Origin of the sequence: Pusillimonas sp. MFBS29 (genome assembly GCF_020687695.1) — a bacterium.
Taxonomy (GTDB): domain Bacteria; phylum Pseudomonadota; class Gammaproteobacteria; order Burkholderiales; family Burkholderiaceae_B; genus Pusillimonas_C.
Map to the genome: position 1 here is coordinate 452,559 of NZ_JAJEWL010000001.1, position 17,418 is coordinate 469,976.

The 17,418-nt window shown below is 59.1% G+C and carries 18 protein-coding genes; 14 read left to right on the plus strand and 4 right to left on the minus strand.

Annotated elements, in window-relative coordinates:
- Window positions 1-8 precede the first annotated feature (8 nt).
- Entirely contained in the window at window positions 9-3,002 is a 2,994-nt protein-coding gene (locus LKR43_RS02160) for an Rne/Rng family ribonuclease (protein WP_227682193.1), read from the minus strand.
- 480 nt (window positions 3,003-3,482) lie between these two features.
- Between LKR43_RS02160 and LKR43_RS02165 the strand changes: the two genes are divergently transcribed.
- The 4 genes from LKR43_RS02165 to LKR43_RS02180 all read left to right on the plus strand — a co-directional run bounded on the left by LKR43_RS02165 (window position 3,483) and on the right by LKR43_RS02180 (window position 7,604).
- Entirely contained in the window at window positions 3,483-4,451 is a 969-nt protein-coding gene (locus tag LKR43_RS02165; RefSeq protein WP_370632048.1) for an RluA family pseudouridine synthase, read from the plus strand.
- The gene (locus tag LKR43_RS02170; RefSeq protein ID WP_227682195.1) at window positions 4,448-5,101 is read left to right on the plus strand and encodes an HAD-IA family hydrolase; all 654 of its coding nucleotides are present in this window, start codon (window positions 4,448-4,450) and stop codon (window positions 5,099-5,101) included. The genes LKR43_RS02165 and LKR43_RS02170 overlap by 4 nt, the downstream gene beginning before the upstream one ends.
- Window positions 5,102-5,968: 867 nt before the next feature.
- Window positions 5,969-6,928: a protein-methionine-sulfoxide reductase catalytic subunit MsrP gene (msrP, locus tag LKR43_RS02175; RefSeq protein WP_227682196.1), complete on the plus strand. Its 960-nt coding sequence runs from the start codon at window positions 5,969-5,971 to the stop codon at window positions 6,926-6,928.
- The gene (locus LKR43_RS02180; protein WP_370632049.1) at window positions 6,897-7,604 is read left to right on the plus strand and encodes a sulfite oxidase heme-binding subunit YedZ; all 708 of its coding nucleotides are present in this window, start codon (window positions 6,897-6,899) and stop codon (window positions 7,602-7,604) included. The genes msrP and LKR43_RS02180 overlap by 32 nt, the downstream gene beginning before the upstream one ends.
- A 43-nt stretch (window positions 7,605-7,647) precedes the next feature.
- On the opposite strand, the gene LKR43_RS02185 is transcribed toward LKR43_RS02180, so the two are convergent.
- The 3 genes from LKR43_RS02185 to LKR43_RS02195 are packed head-to-tail and all read right to left on the minus strand — an operon-like array spanning window position 7,648 to window position 9,757.
- Window positions 7,648-8,463 (minus strand): N-acetylmuramoyl-L-alanine amidase, encoded by an 816-nt coding sequence (locus LKR43_RS02185; protein ID WP_227682198.1) that lies wholly within the window; start codon window positions 8,461-8,463, stop codon window positions 7,648-7,650.
- Window positions 8,463-9,182 (minus strand): SAM-dependent methyltransferase, encoded by a 720-nt coding sequence (locus LKR43_RS02190; protein ID WP_227682199.1) that lies wholly within the window; start codon window positions 9,180-9,182, stop codon window positions 8,463-8,465. The genes LKR43_RS02185 and LKR43_RS02190 overlap by 1 nt, the downstream gene beginning before the upstream one ends.
- Window positions 9,179-9,757 (minus strand): Maf family nucleotide pyrophosphatase, encoded by a 579-nt coding sequence (locus LKR43_RS02195; protein WP_227682200.1) that lies wholly within the window; start codon window positions 9,755-9,757, stop codon window positions 9,179-9,181. The genes LKR43_RS02190 and LKR43_RS02195 overlap by 4 nt, the downstream gene beginning before the upstream one ends.
- Window positions 9,758-9,919: 162 nt before the next feature.
- Here LKR43_RS02195 and LKR43_RS02200 point away from each other — a divergent pair, with 162 nt between their 5' ends.
- The 10 genes from LKR43_RS02200 (at window position 9,920) to rpoE (ending at window position 17,417) form a co-directional block, all read left to right on the plus strand.
- The gene (locus LKR43_RS02200) at window positions 9,920-10,435 is read left to right on the plus strand and encodes a DUF177 domain-containing protein (RefSeq protein WP_227682201.1); all 516 of its coding nucleotides are present in this window, start codon (window positions 9,920-9,922) and stop codon (window positions 10,433-10,435) included.
- Between the two features lie 81 nt (window positions 10,436-10,516).
- A complete protein-coding gene (rpmF, locus tag LKR43_RS02205; protein ID WP_013742773.1) occupies window positions 10,517-10,699 on the plus strand; it encodes a 50S ribosomal protein L32 in 183 nt (60 codons plus the stop codon).
- Window positions 10,700-10,747: 48 nt separating this feature from the next.
- A complete protein-coding gene (gene plsX, locus LKR43_RS02210; protein ID WP_227682202.1) occupies window positions 10,748-11,830 on the plus strand; it encodes a phosphate acyltransferase PlsX in 1,083 nt (360 codons plus the stop codon).
- A gap of 20 nt (window positions 11,831-11,850) precedes the next feature.
- On the plus strand, window positions 11,851-12,825 hold the full coding sequence (locus tag LKR43_RS02215; RefSeq protein ID WP_227682203.1) for a beta-ketoacyl-ACP synthase III: 975 nt from the start codon (window positions 11,851-11,853) through the stop codon (window positions 12,823-12,825).
- Between the two features lie 67 nt (window positions 12,826-12,892).
- Window positions 12,893-13,825 (plus strand): ACP S-malonyltransferase, encoded by a 933-nt coding sequence (gene fabD, locus LKR43_RS02220; RefSeq protein WP_227682204.1) that lies wholly within the window; start codon window positions 12,893-12,895, stop codon window positions 13,823-13,825.
- 5 nt (window positions 13,826-13,830) lie between these two features.
- Window positions 13,831-14,574, plus strand: coding sequence for a 3-oxoacyl-ACP reductase FabG (gene fabG, locus LKR43_RS02225; protein WP_227682205.1), 744 nt, complete (start codon window positions 13,831-13,833; stop codon window positions 14,572-14,574).
- Window positions 14,575-14,758: 184 nt separating this feature from the next.
- Window positions 14,759-14,998, plus strand: a complete 240-nt coding sequence (gene acpP / locus LKR43_RS02230) for an acyl carrier protein (RefSeq protein WP_013742768.1) — start codon at window positions 14,759-14,761, stop codon at window positions 14,996-14,998.
- A 235-nt stretch (window positions 14,999-15,233) separates the two neighbouring features.
- Window positions 15,234-16,463, plus strand: a complete 1,230-nt coding sequence (gene fabF, locus LKR43_RS02235; protein WP_227682206.1) for a beta-ketoacyl-ACP synthase II — start codon at window positions 15,234-15,236, stop codon at window positions 16,461-16,463.
- A complete protein-coding gene (locus LKR43_RS02240; protein WP_227682207.1) occupies window positions 16,447-16,821 on the plus strand; it encodes a hypothetical protein in 375 nt (124 codons plus the stop codon). Before fabF ends, LKR43_RS02240 begins: the two co-directional genes overlap by 17 nt.
- On the plus strand, window positions 16,818-17,417 hold the full coding sequence (gene rpoE, locus LKR43_RS02245) for an RNA polymerase sigma factor RpoE (RefSeq protein WP_227682208.1): 600 nt from the start codon (window positions 16,818-16,820) through the stop codon (window positions 17,415-17,417). The genes LKR43_RS02240 and rpoE overlap by 4 nt, the downstream gene beginning before the upstream one ends.
- The last annotated feature ends 1 nt before the right edge of the window (window position 17,418 follow it).

Consider the following 17,418-nt stretch of genomic DNA (forward strand, 5'->3'; position numbering starts at 1 on the left):
CTGGTGCCTTAATGGGTTTCGACTTGCTGCAGCACTTCTTCTGCGGCCACGTTTACTACGGGCTTGCGAGTCCGGCCCAGACGAACCGGCGCAACTGGCGGCGTTGGGCTGGCGGTCGAAGTGGTTTCGATCAACTGCATGCCTGCCGTTTCCAGCATTTGCTGAATCGAGTTTGCTGCCGGCTTGTCTTCTTTCGCTACGGAGTTTGTGGCAACTGGAGCAATTTCAGTTTCGGCAGGTTCCGTTTCGGTGCTGCTGGCAACGGGTTCGACGACCGGTGCGGGTTCTGCAGCAACTGGCGTGTCGGCTGCAGAGGTTTCGACGGCCTGAGCATTAACTGCCTGAGCCTCGACTGCCTGAGCTTCAGCAGCCTGGGTTTCTGCCGCCTGTACTGCTGCAGGCGTAACTGCTTCAGCTGCCTGTTCCGGTGCCAAAACCGACTCGGTGACAACTGCGTCCTGGCTGGCGCCATTGTTACCGACCAGTTCTTCGGCCTCGGCAGGTTCTTGTGCCGCTGCAGGTTCGGCGGGCGCCGGGGCCGGCGTGGTCTCGCTGGTGACTGCAGACGGGGCGGCTGTTGCCTGTTCGACCAATTCACCGGCTGTGGCGGCGACGACGGGCAGGGCGGCGGGGTTGAAGGCCGGTGTTTCGTGCGACTGGAAGGCAGGCGCCTCGTTGTCGTCCGTATTGCCGGCTTCTTCACCTTCTGCTGTGGCATTGACCTCGGTGTTGTTTTCACCGCTGCGGCGACCGCGGCGGCTACGACGACGACGGCGTTTGCGCTCTGGATCTGCCTGTTCACCGTCTGGCGTAGCGATCTGATCCTGAGTGGTCTCATTGGTCTCGTCGGTCGAGGCATCGGCTGCGGCCTGGCTGACGGTTGCTGCTGTGTCGGCGGCTACGGCTGCCGGAACCAGTACCTCTTCAGTTTCTGCCTGGTTGTTTTGCGTTTCCTCGCGACGATTGCGTCCGCGGCCCCTGCGGTTGCGGCCGCCACGGCTGCCGCCCTCGGTGCTTGCGCTGTCGGTGCTACGGCTGCGGGTGTTCTGATTGTCGCTTGTTGCTGCGCTGTCTTCGGTTTGCGCAGCAGATTGACGACGGCCGCGTGCAGCCTGCACGTCATCGGACTTGCCTTCGGCATTTTCTTGCCGACGTTCACCGCGACGATTGCGGTTGTTACGCTCGCCCTGGCCGCGTTCACGACGCTCGCCGTGACGGCTGTTCTTGCCGCGACTGCCCTGGGGCTTGCTGCCGGTGGTTTCGGTTTTGGGCTTTTCTGGTGCTTCAGCGGTGGAGCCGCCGGTCAGCCAGTTGATCAGACGCTTGAACAGACCAGGCCCTGCGGCGGCTGCCGGGGTGGCAGCGGCGGCGGGAGTGGAGGACATCGGAGCGGGCTGGGCGGGTGTGATGCCCTTGACCAGCGCTTCTGGACGGCTGCTCTTGGTTTCCTGGGCCTTGTTGGCGACCAGCGTAAGCTGCTCTTCGGGCTGGCTGACGAGCTCGATGCTGCTCTTGCTTTCTTCCAGGCGGGGATCGTCGTGACGCAGACGCTCGATGTGGTGGTGCGGTGTTTCCAGATTCTTGTTGGGAATCAGGACCAGATTGACCTTGAGTCGGGCTTCGATCTTGGTGATGTCGGCGCGCTTTTCGTTCAGCAGGAAGGTGGCGACGTCGACCGGAACCTGGGCGTGCAGGGCGGCAGTGCCTTCCTTCATGGCTTCTTCCTGCAGCAGGCGCAGGACGTGCAGTGCGCTGGACTCGGCATCGCGCACCACGCCGGTGCCATTGCAGCGCGGGCAGGTGACATGGGAGCCTTCGTTCAGGGCCGGACGCAGACGCTGACGTGACAATTCCATCAGGCCGAAGCGTGAAATCTTGCCCATCTGGACGCGGGCACGGTCAAAGTGCAGGGCATCGCGCAGGCGTTGCTCGACAGCACGCTGGTTCTTGGCCTCTTCCATGTCGATGAAGTCGATCACGATCAGGCCGCCCAGGTCGCGCAGTCGCAACTGGCGTGCGACTTCATCGGCGGCCTCGAGGTTGGTGCGCGTAGCGGTTTCTTCAATATCGGAGCCGCGTGTCGAGCGGGCCGAGTTTACGTCTATGGCCACCAGCGCTTCGGTGTGATCGATGACGACCGAGCCGCCCGATGGCAGCTGCACGGTGCGCGAGTAGGCGGTTTCGATCTGATGTTCGATCTGGAAGCGCGAGAACAGGGGGATGTCATCGCGGTACATCTTGACCCGCTGGACGGTATCGGGCATGACCACGCTCATGAAGGCGGTGGCTTGTTCGTGGATATCGTCGGTGTCGATCAGGATCTCGCCAATTTCGGGCGAGTAGTAGTCGCGGATGGCGCGAATGACCAGGCTGGATTCCAGGTAAATGAGTATGGGAGCTGCATTTTCGCGGGCGGCGCTGTCGATGGCAGCCCAAAGTTGCATCAGATAAGACAGGTCCCATTGCAGTTCCTCGACGCTGCGACCTATGCCGGCCGTGCGTGCGATGATGCTCATGCCGGCGGGAATGTCCAGCTGATCCATCGTGTCGCGCAGTTCCTGGCGATCTTCGCCTTCGACGCGTCGCGAAACGCCGCCGCCACGAGGGTTGTTGGGCATCAGGACCAGATAGCGGCCTGCCAGCGAAATAAAGGTGGTCAGGGCTGCGCCCTTGTTGCCGCGTTCTTCCTTTTCGACCTGGATGATAAGTTCCTGGCCTTCGGACAAGGCGTCCTGGATACGGGCGCTGCGTACATCAACGCCTTCTTTGAAATAGCTGCGGGCTACTTCTTTGAAGGGCAGGAATCCGTGACGGTCTTCACCATAGCTGACAAAGCAGGCTTCCAGACCAGGTTCGATGCGGGTGATGACACCTTTGTAGATATTGCCTTTACGCTGTTCGCGCCCGGCCGTTTCGATGTCGAGGTCTATGAGTTTTTGACCGTCGACAATCGCAACGCGTAGTTCTTCTTGATGCGTTGCATTGAACAACATTCGTTTCATGAGTGTGTTTCTCCGTAGTCATGGCGCACCGAATTTCGGCGCACGACCGCGGGTCACTGGGTGTGTGGCGCTAAATCTGCAGGGGGCATGGCTGACGGCGTCAGGCAGTGCCCATCTTGAGTCGGATAGGCACTGTGTACCGGTAGGTACTTAGTTCAGTCAGCAGGGAGGTCAGTTGCACTGTAGTGGTTGACAAAAAAAGTTGCTGGGAACGGCAGACGCGCATGTGAGTTCGCGGCTGGTGCATTAAACGAGGACAAACTTTGCAAAAGATTCAGCGTCGCACGCGGTTGGCAGAGAACGGGAAAATAGCGGGCTTTACGCCACACCACTATTTGCGCGTCGGCACTGCGCCGGCGACCTAATGACCCAGAAGCTGAAGCCGGGCATACAATACGACCTTTACTCGTGTAACGGAGACGCACCCTTGCATCTCTACGTTAGACGTTTTTTTCAGCTTCTATAGGCTGACGCGATTATATGCCGCTTTTCCCTATGAGCAAAACAGTTATTGCCAAAGATGACATTCCCAGCGTGCGTTTCGTCGATATCGGCGAGGAACAGGCCGGGCAGCGCATAGACAATTTTTTGCTGCGTTTATGCAAAGGTGTGCCCAAAAGTCACCTGTACAAGGCCATTCGCAATGGCGAGGTCAGGGTAAACAAGGGCCGCATCGGTGCCGACTACCGTCTCGAGCGGGGTGATACCGTGCGTGTGCCTCCATTGCGACTGCCCAGGGCCGACGAGCCCCGCCGCGTACCGCCGGCTGCCTTTCCCGTGGTTTTCGAGGATGACGCCATCGTCGTCGTGAACAAGCCCGCAGGTGTTGCGGTGCATGGCGGCAGTGGCGTGTCTTTCGGTGTTATCGAGCAAATGCGCGCCGCTCGCCCTGATGCTCCTTTTCTGGAGCTTGCACACCGGCTGGATCGTGAAACCTCGGGTTTGCTGATGATTGCCAAGAAACGCAAGGCCTTGCTGCGCTTGCACGACATGATGCGCGAGGGTGGCGGGCGCAAGCATTACCAGGCCCTGGTGGTCGGTGACTGGGTCAATGACAAGCAGCACATGCGCCAGCCGCTGCTCAAGTGGCTGACGGCGTCTGGTGAACGGCGGGTCAAGGTCGACGCGCTGGGCAAACCGGCCCACACCATCATCACCTTGCAGAAGCGCTATGGGCGTTACAGTTTGCTGGGGGCCGAATTGCGTACTGGTCGCACACATCAGATACGGGTGCATCTGGCCTCGGCCGGCTTTCCTATAGTGGGCGATGATAAATATGGATCCGACGAGGTGCGCGCTCACTTTGCCCGTCTGGGTCTGGATCGCATGTTTTTGCACGCCTGCAGGCTGGAGATTCCTCATCCCCTTACGGGCGAACCCATGGTGCTGACGGCGGATCTGCCGCCGGTGTGCCTGAATATTCTTGATTACCTGGAGCAACATCGGTGAAACGTTACGAGGCCGTTATTTTTGACTGGGACGGCACGGTTATGGATTCGACGCATTCGATAGTGGGCGCCATCCAGGGTGCTTGTGCAGATCTGGAATTGCCGGTCCCATCTGACAGCGATGCCAGCTGGGTGATCGGGCTTTCCCTGGAAAGCGCCCTGTATCACTGTGTTCCGACGCTGACGGAGCACAATATGCAGGCGTTTCTGGATCGCTATCGCTTCCATTATCTGAGCCGTGATCCGCATATCCGGATGTTTGAGGGGATTCCTGAGCTGTTGCTGGAGTTGCGGGCGAGCCGGGTGCGTCTCGGGGTGGCGACGGGCAAGAGCCGGGTGGGGCTGGACAGGGTTCTGGATGCGATGAAGCTGCGCGATCATTTTGATGCGACGCGTTGTGCGGATGAGTCGTTCAGCAAGCCTCATCCGGGGATGTTGCTGGAGCTGATGGAGGAGTTGCAGCTGGCGCCGGAGCGGGTGCTGATGGTGGGGGATACGTTGCATGATGTGCAGATGGCTGTGGCGGCGGGGGTGGACAGTATGGCGGTGACTTATGGTGCGCATCATCGTTCGATTCTGCAGGAGGCGGGGCCTACGGTGCTTGTGGGTAGTGTGGGGGAGATGCGGTCGTGGTTGATTGAGCGGGTTTGAGTTTTTTCGGCCGTGAGTTTCGTGGCTTTCAAAGCCTGGGGGTATTTGGTCGGGAGGCTGTCTGGTTCTTAGTATCTGGTTCTTAAGCAAGGCCTGTGTCTCAGGGGCTGTGGAGGCGCCTCGCGCACGCCGATTTAGGCGGGGCTGGCGAGGAGGCAAGGTTGCTGCTGTTCGAGCCCAGTGCTTATGGGCAGCCAGTGGCTGCCCATTCGGGCGAGTTCAGCAACCGCCTCGCCAGCCCCGCCTAAATCGGGCATCCCAGCGCAGCTGGGACGTAGCGCGTGAAGCCGGAACGGCCCCTGAGACACAGGCCTTGTAAGAGCCGGATATCTTGTGAGGGACGGATATTTTGTAAACGCCGAACGTGTTGTCCTTACAGTCGAAGGCCTTACAACAGCCGAACATCCTGTTAACGCCAGATGTCTTGTAAGCGCGGACATCTTGTAGGGACAGCAAAACTCGTCGCGTCAAAACCCGTCGTCGGCCAGCCACTGTCAGCCCGACCACCGTTGTCCGCGGTGTGCTGCCTCTGGTGTGCTATCTGCAGTTGTCTATGCCAGGTGGGGGTGGGGAGGCGTTTAGGCGTGCGCCGCGGGCTACGGAAGGGAAGCCGGGGGGTGTCGTCGGGCGCTGTCTGACCGAACGCAGTGAGGGAGTTCGCCCGACGCCCGGCTGGACGACGTAGACGCGGAAACAAGCACGCCGTGCCGGACTACCCCCACCTGGCATAGACAACGTGTAAATAGCCAAGGCAGCACGCCACAGCAAGTAGCGGCGTCGCCGTGCAGTGAATAATGTGGCTCTGGTCCAGGAACTTTTTGCAGCCGCGGCCCGTCATATCCAGACACTGTTACGGAGTGGAACGTCATGTCCAGACTCAAGTTGCCGACCATTGCACCTTCCGAAATTACGCCTGAAGAGGTCTGGCGGTCGCGGCGGGTGTGGCTCAAGCACGCAGGCATGGGTGCGGTGGCTGCGGGGGCTGGGGCGTTTGGGGTGCCGTCTTGGGCACAGGATGCGCGCAGCGTATTGGCGGCCACGCCTAATCCAAACTTCCGGTTGCCCGACGAGGCCACGTCCGAAAAGGACATTACCTCGTACAACAATTACTACGAGTTCGGTACCGGCAAGGCCGACCCCTTTGAAAATGCCCACAAATTGCAGGTGCGTCCCTGGACCGTCAGTGTCGAGGGCGAGGTGGCGCGGCCGCGCACGTTTGATATTGATGAGCTGCTCAAGCTGGCGCCTATGGAAGAGCGTGTGTACCGGATGCGCTGCGTCGAGGCGTGGTCCATGGTTATTCCATGGTCAGGTTATTCGCTGTCGCACTTGCTCAAGGCCGTCGAGCCCACCAGCAAGGCTAAGTTTGTGGAGTTCACGACTGTGCTTCAGAAGGAAAACATGCCCGGAACCAGAAGCCGCATCATCGACTGGCCCTATGTCGAGGGGCTGCGCATGGACGAGGCCATGCATCCGCTGAGCATGCTGGTGTTCGGCGTATATGGCAAGCAGTTGCCCAGCCAGAATGGTGCGCCGATGCGTCTGGCTGTGCCCTGGAAATATGGTTTCAAGTCTGGCAAGTCCATCGTGCGCATACGTTTGCTTGAAAACATGCCGCTTACCAGCTGGGTGAAGATAGCCCCCCACGAATACGGGTTTTATGCCAACGTTAATCCGGATGTGCCGCATCCGCGCTGGAGTCAGGCCACTGAACGACGCATAGGCGGCGGCTTTTTTGCGCCCCGTGTCGATACCCTGATGTACAACGGCTATGGCGAGCAGGTGGCGTCGCTGTATGCCGGCCTGGATCTGCGCGAGAACTACTAGGTTTCAGTCAGACCTGTTCAAGGAGATCGCGTTGGAAACGGAACTGGCTGACCGCAAGCCGCCCGGCCGGCCCAACTGGACGGCCCGGCAGGTGGGGCGTATCAAGCCCCTGGTGTTTCTGCTGGCGCTTTATCCTGTGTCGCGCTGGTTCTGGCTGGGCACCCATGACGGCCTCAGCGCCAACCCTCCCGAGTTCCTGATCCGGTCCTCGGGCATTTGGGCGCTGGTGCTGCTGGGGCTGACGCTATGCATTACGCCATTGCGTCGTCTGATCAGGCAGCCGGCACTGGTGCGCCTGCGCCGTATGCTGGGTCTGTTTGCCTTTTTTTATACCTGCCTGCATCTGCTGGGCTGGGCCTTCTGGGAGCGGGGCTGGTCTCTGGCATCCATGTGGGACGACATCGTCCAGCGCACCTTCATTCTGGTGGGGGTGATCGCCTTTCTGCCCATGGCCGCGCTGGCGCTGACCTCGACACGCGGGTGGATACACCGCCTGGGCCGTCGCTGGCAGCAATTGCACCGCAGTGTTTATGTGGTGGCTGCCTTGTCTGTCTGGCATTTCTGGCTGGTGCGGGCGGGCAAGAATGACTTTGCCGAGCCTTATCTGTACGGTGTTTTGCTGGCTGCATTACTGGGGATACGGCTGGTTTACTTCTTGCGGCGCCCTGGGGCCTGAAGGCATTCAGGCGCAAAGGGTGGCGCGATCACCCGGCCGGAGGTCAGCGCAGTGCTTTCATGATGGCGAGGGTTTGCGCATCGGGTACGCCGTCGTAGCGGTCCGGCCGATAGTGCATCTGAAAGGCTGCGATCACATTCCGGGTCTTGGAGTCCAGCTGGCCGGTGTCGGGCACGGTATAGCCCAGGCGTTGCAGGGCTGCCTGAGTCCAGGCGGCATCGGGCAGGCCCTGGGCCAGGAATTCCTGCTCATATTGCCTGGCCAGATCTTCGTCGTACCAGCGGCCTATGCCCTGATCGGCCAGTTGCTTCCAGGGAAAGCGGGGGCCTGGGTCGATTTTGCGCTGCGGTGCGATGTCACTGTGGCCGACAATGTTGTGGGGCTTGATCTGGTGACGTTTGATGATTTCGTGCAGCAGGCTTGCAAGTACCTGCATTTGCACGGGGTCGTAGGTATCCCACTGTTCGCCTTCCAGCCCCTGGTTCACGATCTCTATGCCTATGGATCCGCTGTTCATGTCGCTGCGGCCAAACCATGCGCTGACGCCCGCATGCCAGGCGCGACGGCTTTCATCGACCAGCTGATACACGTGTGGCCGCTCTTCACGGGTGATCAGGTAATGGCTGCTGACATTGCGTCTGGAAAGGATGTTCAGGGAAGCCTCGTTGCCGGTCGAGGTGTAGTGCAGCACGATGAACTCCACGCGACTATTCTGGCTGGTGGCCTGTATGCTGCGGTCTATGTCGAGCACGTTCGGGTTGTAGGTGCTGCATGCCGTCAGCAGCAGTACCAGGGCAGCCAGCACGCCGTGGCGCGCAAAACGGCGGCAGCTTGCCAGGGCGCGGGGGCGATTGGGCATCACCGGTCCGCCAGAAACAGGAAAATAGTCGGTTTTTTGGCCAGATCGGGTGCCGGCAGCGTTTTCCAGTGGCTGACGGTGTGGGTTTGTATCCATTCCTCAGCCGTGGTCAGCGCGCTGGCGATGCACAGGCGGGTATTCCCTTTCAAGGCCTGTTTCAAGGTGTCGAACATGGCGCCGTTGCGATAAGGCGTTTCGATCAGGATCTGGGTTTGCTGCTGCTTTTGCGAAGTGACTTCCCAGGCCTTGAGCTGTTTGGCGCGTTCGGTTGCGTCGACCGGTGCATAGCCGTGAAATGCAAAGCGTTGCCCGTCGAGCCCGCTGGCCATCAGACTGAGCAATATTGACGAAGGGCCAACCCAGGGAACCACTCGCAAGCCCATAAGGTGTGCCTGGGCCACGACCTTGGCGCCCGGGTCGGCGACGGCCGGGCAGCCGGCTTCGGATACAAGGCCGATATCGCCGCCCGCCAGCAGAGGCTGTAGCCAGCTTTTGATTTGTCCGGCATCGACCTTGTCGTTGAGGGTGTGTATGGTGATCTCTTGCAATGGCCGGCTGGTGCCTATGAGCTTGAGGAAGGCACGGGCAGTTTTGGCGTTCTCGGCAATATAGACGGTCAGTTGCGACGCCAGCTCGTGGGCGGCCTGAGGCAGCCAGTTGGCGGGTGCCGATTCGCCCAAAGAAACGGGAATCAGGTGCAGGGTGCCGGTAGGTTTCAAATTTGCTCCAGGGGATTAAGGCCAAATGACCGCAGCATGCGGCACAGGGCAATCAGTGGCAGGCCGATAATGGCAGTCGGGTCGTCTGACTGCATGCTGTCCATCAGGGCTATGCCCAGGCTCTCGGCTTTGGCGCTGCCGGCGGTATCGTAGGGCTGTTCTCGCTGCAGGTAGTTTGTGATTTCCTGCGCGCCAAGGTGGCGGAACTGACAACGGGTGATGATGTCGGCCGTTATGTCGCGATTGCCGTCGCTGACGCACAATGCGCTGTGAAATTCTACCGCCTTGCCGCTCAGCTGTTCAAGCTGGGCCTTGGCGCGTTCGAAGTTGCCGGGCTTGCCTATGGGCAGGTCGCCCATGGTGGCTACCTGATCCGAGCCTATAATCAGGCTGTCCGGATGGGCCTGGGCAACGGCACGCGCCTTGGCTACGGACAGTCGCAGGGCAAGGTCGGCGGGAGACTCGCCGGGCAAGGGGCTTTCGTCTATATCAGGGGAAATGGCGGTAAAGGGAATGCCCAGGCGCGTAAGCAATTCGCGACGGTAGGGTGAACTTGAGGCTAAGATGAGACGCATAGACAGTATTTTGCCTGGTTTGGTTTGACTGGAAATGGCTGGACACGTTATTATCTAACGTTTTTCCTTGCGCTTGAAATGTTCGGGTGCGGTTTGACTACATAGCAGGGCATGCCATTTGCGTGCCGCGCAGTGTGGTTGCAGGAAATCCGGGGTGCAGGCATGCAATACATTGATACCTACGAACTGGCCCGTTCAGGTGCAACGGTACGGGGTGAAGCGCCATTGGTGCAGTTTGCGCGTCTGGCAGAAGGCTTGCCTTCGCAGGCCGATGCTCATGCCGAATGGACTGTAACCGGCGAAAAAGACATGCATGGGCGGTATTTTCTGCATACTTGGGTGCGGGCTAATCCTGTGCTCGAGTGCCAGCGCTGCATGCAGCCGTTTACCTGGCAAATGGAAGCCGGAAGTCGCATGCAAGTGGTAAAGTCCGAAGCAGATCTTGATGTTGAAGGCGACCACGATGTCGACGACGAAGATTTTCTCGAGCGTATCGTGGGATCGGCGCGGCTTGATGTGCGGGAATTGATCGAGGATGAAATCATCCTTGGTCTGCCTTATGTGCCCAAGCACGACGTTTGTCCGACGCTGCCAGCACCGCTCGCGGAAGATGAGCCGGCCCCCGATTCGGGCAAGCCGTCACCTTTCGCAGTCTTGAGCCAGCTCAAGAAAAATTGAATTTTAGTATTTACTTGATTATTAACGCACTTAACTTGCGGGATCATCGCGTACAATAGCGACCCGTTTTCAGGAGTCATCATGGCCGTTCAGCAAAACAAAAAGAGCCCGTCTAAACGCGGTATGCATCGTTCGCACGATTTCATTTCGACGCCTCCCACGGCAGTTGAGCCTACAACCGGCGAACTGCATCTGCGTCATCACATCAGCCCCAACGGCATTTACCGTGGTCGTAAAGTGCTGAAAACCAAAAACGACGAGTAATTGTCGATTTTTGTAGCGCAGCAATAAGCACGCCAACGTTCGCGTTTGATGTCGAAAACCGAGATTCGAATCGCCATCGACTGCATGGGGGGAGACTTCGGCTTGCCGGTGACCATTCCCGCAGCATGCCGATTCGTCCAGCAGTATCCCGATACCCGCTTCCTGTTGGTCGGCGATGCAATGGCTATCGAAGCTCATTTGCGTGATGCCGGCAGTACTGGAAAAGATTGGTACGAGATCGTGCCGGCCTCCGAGGTCGTTCTTATGGATGACCCGGTCGAGGTTGCATTGCGGCGCAAAAAAGATTCATCCATGCGCCTGGCGGTTCAGGCCGTCAAGGAAGGCCGCGCCGATGCCTGTATCTCGGCAGGCAATACCGGTGCCTGGATGGCGATCTCACGCTATGTGCTCAAGACGCTCGATGGTATCGACCGTCCGGCGATCGCTACATCCATTCCCAACCAGAAAGGTGGCGCCACTACGGTGCTCGACCTGGGTGCCAACGTTGATTGCTCGGCCGAGCATTTGCTGCAGTTTGCCATCATGGGCTCGGCCCTGGTTTCCACGGTCGATCAGCGTCAGCAGCCTTCCGTAGGCTTGCTGAATATCGGCGAAGAAGTCATCAAGGGCAACGAGGTCGTCAAGCAGGCCGCAGAGCTGCTGCGTTGCAGCGGGCTTAACTTCCACGGGAACGTCGAAGGCGACGATATCTTCAAGGGTACGGTCGACGTGGTGGTGTGCGACGGTTTCGTGGGCAACGTTGTGCTCAAGTCCGTCGAGGGCCTGGCCAAGTTGATTGCTACCATGCTGCGCGCCGAGTTCACGCGTGACGCCTTGTCCATGGCTGCAGGTGCACTGGCCAAGCCGGTGTTGAACCGTTTGCGCGATCGGGTCGATAATCGCCGCTACAATGGAGCGGCCTTGCTGGGTTTGCGCGGTATCGTCATAAAAAGCCATGGCTCGGCCGATGCCTATGCTTTTGGCTTTGCCTTGCAAAGAGCGCGCGAAGCTGTGCAGAATGGCTTGCTCGAGGGCACTACGGGTGCCATAGATCACCTTCGCCAGAGCTTGCAGGCTGCCGCCGCGCAATCGGCGAAGCTCTCCAACGACTTATCTGATCCTGCCTCATAACCAGGTATCTGGAAGCTACTATGCCTTATGCCAAGATAATAGGGTCGGGCGGTTATTTACCACCCCGGGTTGTCACTAACGACGAGCTTGCGGCCGAACTGGCTACGCGCAATATCGAAACTTCCGATACCTGGATCGTCGAGCGCACCGGTATCCGTCAGCGCCACATCGCTGATCCGGGCGCGACAACCAGTCAGTTGGCAACCAGGGCTGCGCAAGCCGCGCTTGCAGACGCCGGTATCGACGCCGGTGAGCTTGATCTCATCATTGTTGCAACGTCAACGCCTGATTTTGTGTTTCCAAGCACGGCCTGCCTGGTGCAGGCCAATCTGGGTGCCAAGGGCGGGGCGGCTTTCGACGTTCAGGCGGTTTGCAGTGGCTTTGTGTACGCTTTGGCCACCGCAGACGCCTTTGTTCGCGCCGGCCGCGCCAAGACGGCGCTGGTGATCGGCGCCGAGGTGTTTTCCAGCATCCTCGACTGGAGCGACCGCAGTACCTGCGTGTTGTTCGGCGATGGCGCCGGCGCGGTAGTGCTCAAGGCCTCCGAAGAGCCGGGCATCATGGCGGCCCAATTGAATGCCGATGGCAGCCAGATGAAGATTCTGTGCGCGGCAGGCAATGTAGCCCATGGCAAGGTTGTGGGTGATCCCTTCCTGCGTATGGACGGTCAGGCAGTATTCAAGCTTGCCGTCACTTCCCTGACGCAGTCGGCCCTGGATGTCTGCAAAGAGGCTGACGTCAGCCTTGAAGCCATAGACTGGCTGGTTCCGCACCAGGCTAACGTACGCATCATCAATTTCCTGGGGCGCCGCCTTAATATTCCCGATGAAAAGGTCGTGGTGACTGTCGATCATCATGCCAATACTTCCGCGGCCAGCGTACCGCTGGCTTTCGACGAGGCGCGCCGTGACGGGCGCATCAAACCGGGCCAGACCGTCCTGATGCAAGGTGTCGGCGGCGGATTTACCTGGGGCTCGGTCCTGACCAGGGTATAGCGCCAAACATAGGCTGGACCGGTACCTTAAGGTTCCGGAATTACTTTCAACTTTTTGTTTGCATGTTATGAAAATTGCTTTTGTTTTTCCGGGACAGGGTTCTCAATCGGTAGGCATGCTTGATGCCTGGGCTGATCATGCCGTCGTTGGCGATGTGGTCGCGCAGGCTTCGGCCGCGCTGGGCCAGGATCTGGGCGCACTCATTGCCTCGGGTCCCGCCGAAGCACTTAATCTGACTACCAACACCCAGCCTGCCATGCTGACGGCTGCCGTGGCGGTATATCGCGCCTGGCTCGAGGCCGGTGGCCGGCAGCCCGCGTTGGTGGCTGGTCACAGTCTGGGCGAGTATTCCGCCCTGACCGCTGCCGCAGCAATAAGCCTTGAGGACGCCGTGCGTGTCGTACGTATCCGTGCCGATGCCATGCAGGCAGCGGTTCCGGTCGGCACGGGTGGCATGGCGGCCATATTGGGCCTCGATGACGACGTCGTGCGCGCCGTGTGCGAGCGCGCTGCCCAGGGCGAGGTGGTCGAAGCCGTTAACTTCAACGCGCCGGCACAAGTGGTTATTGCCGGGCACAAGGGTGCTGTGGAACGTGCCTGCGAACTGGCAAAGTCGGAAGGCGCCAAGCGTGCGCTGGTACTGCCGGTGTCCGCGCCGTTTCACTCGAGTTTGCTCAAGCCTGCCGCCCAGGTGCTGGAGCAGGCGCTGGCCGCCATTGAAGTGAGCGAGCCGTGCTGCCCATTGATCAACAATGTCGATGTGGCCAGCCCTGCGGCTGCGGCCGCGATCAAAGACGCATTGGTACGCCAGGCTTGGCATCCGGTGCGCTGGGTTGAAACCTTGCAGGCCATGAAGGCGCAAGGCGTTACACACGTGGTGGAGTGCGGCCCGGGCAAGGTCCTGGCCGGTCTGACCAAACGCATAGATCGTGATCTGGTGGCTCTGTCCATCACCGATCCGGCTTCGCTGCAGGCAGCGCTTGAAACTTTACAGGGATGACACTCATGCAAGACAAGCAACTCGAGGGCAAGCTTGCCCTGGTAACCGGTGCTACCCGGGGCATAGGCAAGGCCATAGCCCAGGAACTGGCGGCTCGTGGTGCCACGGTAGTGGGCACGGCAACCTCTGAAACTGGTGCGCAATCCATCTCCGAGATGCTGGCTGCTTCCGGCGGGCGCGGCGTGGTGCTGAACGTGGACGATCCCGCAGCTTGCGAAAGCCTGATAGCGGAATTGACCAAACAGGACGGCGGCCCTCATATTCTGGTGAATAACGCCGGTATTACGCGCGACAACCTGGCCATGCGCATGAAAGACGAAGACTGGCAGGCGGTGCTGGACACCAACCTGTCGGCGGTTTTCCGTCTGTCGCGTGCCGTTACCAAGCCCATGATGAAAGCCCGTTGGGGTCGCATCATCAATATCACTTCGGTTATTGGTTCCAGCGGCAATCCGGGGCAGGCCAATTATGCGGCTGCCAAGGCGGGTGTCGCAGGCATGTCCCGCGCGTTGGCGCGCGAGCTCGGCAGCCGTAATATCACGGTTAATTGCGTGGCACCAGGATTTATCGAAACTGACATGACACGGGCACTGAATGAAGCCCAGGCTTCGGCCATTTTGTCCCAGATTCCGCTGGGCCGGCTGGGTGCTGCCCAGGACGTCGCCCAGGCCGTTGCCTTTCTTGCAGGGCCTCAGGCCGGGTATATCACCGGCACGACGCTGCATGTAAACGGCGGCATGTATATGTAATCACCCGAACAGGCCCGTTGGTAGGGTAAAATCTGTTCAGCCAGAGGTATTCCGATCTGGGCCTGCAACGAAATGCAAAAATGGTCCATATACGGTAATGCTGTTTTTTTAGTCACGGCCAACACCAATAATATTTTCGTTTGGCTATAATTCGCGGGAAATTTTTTCCCACTTGGAGATCTGCATGGAAAGCATCGAACAGCGCGTCAAGAAGATCGTCGCTGAACAACTTGGCGTTAACGAAGCCGAGATCAAAAACGAATCTTCCTTCCTTGACGACCTCGGTGCCGATTCGCTCGATATGGTCGAGCTCGTGATGGCACTTGAAGATGAATTCGAAACTGAAATTCCCGACGAGGAAGCCGAGAAGATCACGACGGTTCAGCAAGCTGTTGACTACATCTCGTCGCACAGCAAGCAGTAATTTCAACCTTACAGATGTGTGGCCTGCAGTTGGCCACGGCATCTTAAGGCGGTTTCCGGCAACCTTCGCTGCGGATTTTCCAGATAGCCGTGTCCTTGCTTGGCACATTGCGGCTGGTTGACCCGACCAGGTGGTTACCGGGATGTGGCTCCGCCGTTATTCCAAATCGCACAACGATTTGGAATAACGGCGTGTTTGCTCGCATAATGCCGTCAATCTATTTTAGGAGTCATCCGTGAAACGACGTGTCGTCATCACTGGCCTGGGCATAGTTTCGCCAGTCGGCAACGATATTGGCAGCGCATGGGACAATATCGTCAATGGGCGTTCCGGCATCGGGCGCATTACACGCTTCGATCCTTCAGGGTTCAACGCCCAGATTGCGGGTGAGGTCAAGGATTTTGATGTCACGCAGTACATGTCGGCCAAAGAAGCCAAGCAAATGGATACCTTCATCCATTATGGTGTGGCAGCAGGCGTACAGGCATGGCGTGACAGCGGTTTGGAAGTAACCGAAGAAAATGCCGATCGTATCGGCACGATCGTTGGTTCGGGCATAGGCGGTCTGCCACGCATCGAAGAAACACAGATCGAGTACCTGGATCGTGGTCCTCGCCGTATTTCGCCTTTTTTCGTCCCGGCTTCGCTCATTAACCTGATTTCAGGTCAGTTATCCATCATGCTGGGCCTGAAAGGGCCAAGCTATGCGGTCGTTTCGGCCTGCACCACTGGCCTGCACTCCATCGGTGATGCCGCGCGCCTGATTGAATACGGTGATGCCGACATCATGGTTGCAGGTGGTGCGGAATCCACTGTGTCGCCACTGGGCGTTGGTGGTTTTGCCGCCATGCGTGCATTGTCCACGCGCAACGACGATCCCACCACCGCGTCGCGCCCATGGGATCGCGATCGCGATGGTTTCGTGCTGGGCGAGGGTGCCGGTGCACTGGTGCTCGAAGAATACGAGCATGCCCGCAAGCGCGGCGCACGCATCTATGGCGAGTTCTCGGGTTATGGCATGAGCTCCGACGCTCACCACATCACGTCGCCCGACCGTGATGGTCCGCGCCGTGGCATCGTCAATGCCCTGCGCAATGGCGGCATCAATCCCGAGCAAGTCGATTACGTCAATGCTCATGGTACATCCACGCCATTGGGCGACAAGAACGAAAGTGAAGCGCTCAAACTGGCATTTGGTGAACACGCCCGCAAACTGGTCGTGAACTCCACCAAGTCCATGACCGGGCATTTGCTGGGTGCTGCGGGGGGTATTGAAGCGGTCTTTACTACACTGGCCGTCTATAACCAGGTGTCCCCGCCCACCATCAACATCTTCAATCAAGACCCTGAGTGCGATCTGGACTACTGCGCCAACGAAGCCCGTGACATGAAAATTGATGTCGCGCTGTCGAATTCGTTCGGGTTCGGTGGCACCAACGGTTCCATGATTGTCCGAAGGGTCTAGGCTGGGACGCCCGGTGTCTCCCGTCAGGCAATGGCCAGTCTGTCCTGCACGCAGGGCAGGTCTGGCTGGTGTCCTGACACGGTCAACCCAACCACAACACACCCTGTCATTGCTGGATTCGGGGCTTTGGTCGCTTGACGGCCCCGACGGCGCCCCGGATTTGCGGCTGGCCCATGCCTGGCCGGCGTTTGCCTGGATGACACTGCGCTTTCACAAAAGCGATACGGCCGCGTGCCGTCCCCTTGAACTCACCATCAAAAAGCGAGGCCTGCCTGACGGCGCCTGGCGCGAACTGCGCATTTGCGTAGCGCGCCAGCAGGCCCTGCCAACGCGCCGTGCGCACAAGGATCCGGCATGAGTGAACGCGATGTCGATGCAGAACTGGTAGCGCGTGTTCAGCGGGGCGACAAACGGGCGTTCGATTTGCTGGTATTGAAGTATCAACGCAAGATCATGCGCTTGCTCTCGCGCATGATCCGCGATCCGGCCGAGATCGAGGATGTAGCCCAGGAGGCGTTCATCAAGGCCTACCGGGCCTTGCCACAGTTTCGTGGTGACAGCGCGTTCTACACCTGGCTGTACCGCATTGCCATCAACACCGCGCGCAACTGGCAGGCCGCCAGCGGGCGCCGTCCGACTACGCTAAATGCAATAGAAACGGAAGATGGTGAAACTTTTAGCCAAATTGACAACCTAACTGACAACAACACCCCGGAATCAATGGCAACCAGCCGTGAGATCGTCGAGACTGTGAACGCAGCCATTAATGCGTTGCCCGAAGATCTGCGTACAGCCATTGTCTTACGTGAAATTGAAGGCATGAGCTACGAAGATATCGCCCAAAGCATGGCTTGCCCCATCGGTACTGTCCGTTCGCGGATATTCCGTGCGCGGGAAGCCATAGCCGCGCAGTTACGGCCTGTTTTGGGCAGCGATTCCGAGCGTCGTTGGTAAG